General features: G+C 54.0%; 5 protein-coding genes and 1 pseudogene. 1 reads left to right on the top strand and 5 read right to left on the bottom strand.

The features are described from left to right. On the bottom strand, positions 1-650 hold a 650-nt coding region (locus H8Q75_RS11185; protein WP_297041760.1), incomplete at its 3' end, for a DegT/DnrJ/EryC1/StrS family aminotransferase. A gap of 140 nt (positions 651-790) precedes the next feature. Between H8Q75_RS11185 and H8Q75_RS11180 the strand changes: the two genes are divergently transcribed. Continuing rightward, a complete protein-coding gene (locus H8Q75_RS11180) occupies positions 791-2,140 on the top strand; it encodes a pentapeptide repeat-containing protein (protein ID WP_297041757.1) in 1,350 nt (449 codons plus the stop codon). Here the strand turns inward: H8Q75_RS11180 and malQ are convergent. The 4 genes and pseudogenes from malQ to ndhK all read right to left on the bottom strand — a co-directional run. Next, positions 2,137-3,693, bottom strand: coding sequence for a 4-alpha-glucanotransferase (gene malQ / locus H8Q75_RS11175; RefSeq protein WP_024125634.1), 1,557 nt, complete (start codon positions 3,691-3,693; stop codon positions 2,137-2,139). The two genes, H8Q75_RS11180 and malQ, sit on opposite strands and share 4 nt — an antisense overlap. 25 nt (positions 3,694-3,718) lie before the next feature. Beyond that, a complete protein-coding gene (locus tag H8Q75_RS11170) occupies positions 3,719-4,051 on the bottom strand; it encodes a DUF3007 family protein (RefSeq protein ID WP_024125633.1) in 333 nt (110 codons plus the stop codon). Positions 4,052-4,056: 5 nt separating this feature from the next. Beyond that, positions 4,057-4,287: a photosynthetic/respiratory NAD(P)H-quinone oxidoreductase subunit L gene (gene ndhL / locus H8Q75_RS11165; RefSeq protein ID WP_297041755.1), complete on the bottom strand. Its 231-nt coding sequence runs from the start codon at positions 4,285-4,287 to the stop codon at positions 4,057-4,059. 38 nt (positions 4,288-4,325) lie between these two features. Further along, positions 4,326-4,597, bottom strand: a pseudogene (ndhK, locus tag H8Q75_RS11160) (photosynthetic/respiratory NAD(P)H-quinone oxidoreductase subunit K); the annotation flags it as partial.

The following is a 4,597-nucleotide window of genomic DNA, read 5'->3' as shown; positions in this document are numbered from 1 at the left end:
GTAGTAATCAGACCGCCATCACCATAGGCACCCAAATTCTTGGTGGGGAAAAAGGAAAAGGCACCCATCGTACCGATCGCGCCCGTGAACCGATGGGCCAAGGCTTCTTGAGTTGCCGCTTCACATTGGCAATTTTCACAGGGCGGGCAATAGCGGGCCCCAAAAGACTGGGCACAATCCTCAAGGATCGCTAACCCATGAGCCTGAGCAAGTTCCATAATTGCCCCCATCGCTGCCGGTCGGCCAAATAAATGCACAGGCAAAATCACCTTGGTGCGAGGGGTAATCGCTGCAGCAACTTTACTGGGATCAAGGTTAAAGGAGTCCAATTCCACATCCACAAAAACTGGGCGGGCACCCACCAAACTAATCGCCTCTGCCGTGGCAAAAAACGAAAAAGGGGTTGTAATCACCTCATCCCCAGCACCCACCCCCAAACTGCGCAGGGAAATCACCAATGCATCTGTTCCTGAATTAACGGCTACCGCCTGGCGCACCCCTAAATAGGCGGCCACCTCTTCCTCAAAGGCCTGTACCTCTGGCCCTAGAATGAACTGACCTGATGCGAGTACCCGGGCAACTGCGCGATCGATCTCTGGTTGGAGGGACTGATATTGGGCTTTGAGATCAAGAATAGGAATGGTATCCATGAGAGCATCGAGCGCAAGTCTTTATTATCATCCTCTCACGAGTCATCCTCTCACGAGCGTAGTGTGGTTTTAGCGAATTAAGCTAGGCTTAGAGTGTAGAGCCGCTCTCAGGGGCGGAGTTCCAGAGCCAATTTTTTTTGATGAATCCCCAAGAGTTGTTAAAACGCTACGCCAGCGGTGAACGGGACTTTAATCGCGCCAGTTTGACAAATGGCGAGTTTATTAACGCTGATCTACGGGGGATTATTCTCTCCCGTGCCGACATGGAGTGGGTCAACCTGAGCGGGGCAAATCTCAGTGGCGCCGTGCTATGTGGTGCAGAAATTGTCAATGCGATGCTCATCAAAGCAGAATTGGTGGATGCCAACCTCGCTGGCGCAAACTTGAGTCGTAGTGATCTCAGTTGGGCAAACCTGACACGAGCTAATCTCAGCCGCGCTGAACTGAGTGAAACCACACTGCGGGGAACAGTGCTTCAGGGTGCAAACCTCTCCCGTGTGGATTTGGCCAATGCAGATCTGCGGGGATTGACCCTCGACGGCGTGAACCTTTCGGGAGCAAATTTACAGGGCGCCAATTTGCATGGAACAGAGCTAAAGCAGGCAAACCTGACCCGTGTGGATTTAATTCAGGCGGATGTCAGCAATGCCAATCTCAGTGGCACAAACCTCAGCGGTGCCAACCTGAGGGGTGCTAATTTAACGGCGGCAAATCTTACAGGTGCCAATCTGAGTCGCGTTGATCTCACGGAAGTCAAGCTCAGTGAAGCCAACCTTACCAAGGCCAAACTTGCCGGCGCCGAACTGGCAAAGGCGGATCTATCGTCCCTAGAGCTATCAGAGGTCAACCTTGGTGGTGCCAATCTCAGTGGCGCGAACCTGAGTCATACCAACCTGAGCCGTGCGAATCTCAGTGGCGCAAATTTGCAGGGCGCCAACCTCAGCCATGCTAAACTGGTGGGCACCAATCTGCGGGGAGCGAATCTCCAAGGGGCAAATCTGCAGGGTGCATTGCTGGATAATGCGGATTTGAGTCAAACGGATCTACGCAGTGCCAATCTCAGTGGCCTAGTCTTTAATGGGGTGAAGCTGCGGGGGGCTAATCTGAGCGGTGCCAATCTCCGCGAGGTGGACTTAACGGAAGCTAACTTTAGCCGTGCCGACTTAGTAGAAGCCAATCTCAGCCGCGCCCGCTTGGTGGGAGCCAACCTGAGTCGTGCTACCCTCTCCGAAGCAAACCTGAGCCGCGCCACCCTGAGTGGAGCCACCCTAAGCCGGGCAACCTTTAGCGGCAGCTTGCTGGGAACCGTAGACCTCAGCGGTGTTAACTTGAGTGGCGCAGACTTAGGAGATGCCAACCTCTCAGGCTCGAACCTGTCGCGGGCCGATTTGACGCGGGCCAACCTGACTGCTGCAGATATGAGTGGTGCCAATCTCAGTGAAGTGGATTTGCGGGGCACGATTATGCCCGATGGCCGACGGCGAGCTTAGGGCTGCGTCTCAATTCCGAGGGATCCTGCCTCGGCTTCACTAGGTTGAGGCCTGGGGGGCGCTTGGCGGCCAAAGAGATGTACCAGGTGCTTCAAATGAGCGGCAAGTTCAGGGGTGAGTTGACCAGCAGTCAGTCGCCATGCCCAGTTGCCTTCGCCAGTCCCAGGAAAATTCATGCGGGCATGGCTATCGAGGCCGAGCAAATCTTGAACGGGAATAATGGCTTGGTTAGCCACGGTTCCCAAGGCCATGCGAATCAATGCCCAGTGGGGTTCGCTGGGGGTATAGCCCAAATAGTCAATAAAACGCTGCCGTTCCCAGTCACTCAGGTTGCGATACCAGCCCACAGTTGTGTCATTGTCGTGAGTGCCGGTATACACCACGCAGTTGCGCTCTTGATTAAAGGGCAAAAACGGATTATCTGAACCACCGCCAAAGGCAAACTGGAGAATTTTCATCCCCGGAAACTGAAACTGATCCCGCAGGGCAATGACATCGGGGGTAATATCCCCTAAATCCTCCGCTAGAATAGGCAGTCGTCCCAAGGCCGCTTGCAAAGCTTCAAAGAAGGCAGCACCAGGACCTGGTTGCCACTCGCCGTTGACAGCTGTTTTCTCCCCTTCCGGTACTTGCCAGTAGGCCTGAAAGCCGCGAAAGTGATCGACACGGATAATGTCCACATAGGAAAGGAGAGCACGGAAGCGCTCAATCCACCAAGAGTAGCCATCGGCAGCAAGGGCTTTCCAGTTGTAAATGGGATTGCCCCACAGTTGTCCTGTGGCGCTAAAGTAGTCGGGGGGCACACCGGCCATGAGGGCAGCCGCACCTGTTTCTGGATTGAGTTCAAAAAATTGAGGAAAGGCCCAGACATCGGCACTGTCGTGGGCAACGTAAATGGGAATATCACCGATAATTTGAATCCCCCGTTGATTGGCGGCTTCCTTGAGGGCGTGCCACTGTTGGTAAAAGAGAAATTGCTGAAACTCGTACTCAAAAATGCGGTCTTTGAGAACAACTTGGATAGCGGCAAGGGCGGTTGGTTCGCGATCGCGCAAAGGAGCGGGCCATTCATACCACGGCTGTCCCTCATGGTGCTCCTTAATTGCCATAAAGAGGGCATAGGTGGGCAGCCAGTAGTGAGCAAGGGCTTGGAAGTCGCGGAAGGCCTGCCAGTCTCCTGGGGTAGCTTGACTCTGAAAACGTTGCGCCGCAAGGCGTAGGAGCGGCAGTTTCTGGTTGATCACAGCGTCGAAATCCACGCGATCGCGATTCTCAAGGTTAATCTGCGCTAGATCAGCCTCCGTTAACCAACCGGCTTTTGCGACCTCCTCCAAGCTAATCAGCAGCGGGTTACCCGCCATAGCGGAATAGCACATATAGGGAGAATTCCCAAAGCCGGTGGGGCCTAGGGGCAGCACTTGCCAGTACTGCTGATCACTGGCCACTAAAAATTCCAAGAACTCACGGGCAGCGGCACCCAACTCACCAATGCCGTGACCACCGGGAAGGGAGGTGGGATGGAGCAGTAAACCACAGGAGCGGGGAAAGTGCATTGCCAAGCCATAGGGGAAACTTGAGCTAATTATCTCCCAATTCAGGATCAGCTGTAGGGTTGGTTTCTGCGAGAATCTCAGCTTCGAGGGCCGCTCGCTCCTCTGGCGACAGCCGTGCTAGGCGATCGCTAAGAAGTGCCTCTTCATAGTCTTTGAGTTGTTGGTGGTAGGTCATCCGCCCCGTAACAACCCGCAGTAGGTAAGTGGAGAGCCAGCCAAGAATTCCCAAGACAAAAATAGCCTGACTCCAAACACCCGCCTGAAGTGGCTCAACCCCGGCCATCCGCAACAGGAGATAGACCAAACCACCGCCAAAGAAAAGACCAACACCAATTCCTAGAACATCAATGCGGCGCATAGCACCTAGGAATTGAGAGAGCGCGGTTGTGGGCGAAAGTTAATAAAGGGTGCGAGCAGGAGTAATCCCGGAAAGAAAAAAGTAACTAGAAAGTACATAAACGCCCGCTCAAAGGAGCTAGCCACATACCAGCGCGCTTTCAAATAGGCATAGACAATCGCCGGCACCACCAGCAGATACAGCCCCGCCAAGGCCACATACACACCAAGAACTAAAAGCTCTGTTGAAACTGCCATTGCTTGCTACCTCTTTGCCAAGAAGGATTGAATTTGAATTATTCTCCAGTGCTGCTGGTTTCGCTCACGGCTTCTCCAAGGGCAGGAACGGCTATTCCCATCGCTGCCGCAAGGGCAGGGGGAGGCGCTTGACGAGTAGGAGCATTGAGATATTGGCCCGTCAGAATGGGCGGCACGGGTTTCATTTTGTGCTTGGCGGTAAAGAGGCGATGGGTTTGGGCAAGGTTACCCCGCTCGTTGATATGTTCGTTGGCAATTTTCTTGCGCAGCTTGATAATGGCATCCATGATTGCCTCTGGACGGGGTGGGC

It is taken from the genome of Thermosynechococcus sp. OHK43 (assembly GCF_014466085.1).
In the GTDB taxonomy this organism is placed as follows: Bacteria; Cyanobacteriota; Cyanobacteriia; order Thermosynechococcales; family Thermosynechococcaceae; genus Thermosynechococcus.
This window is presented reverse-complemented; position numbering and strand designations above follow the sequence as displayed.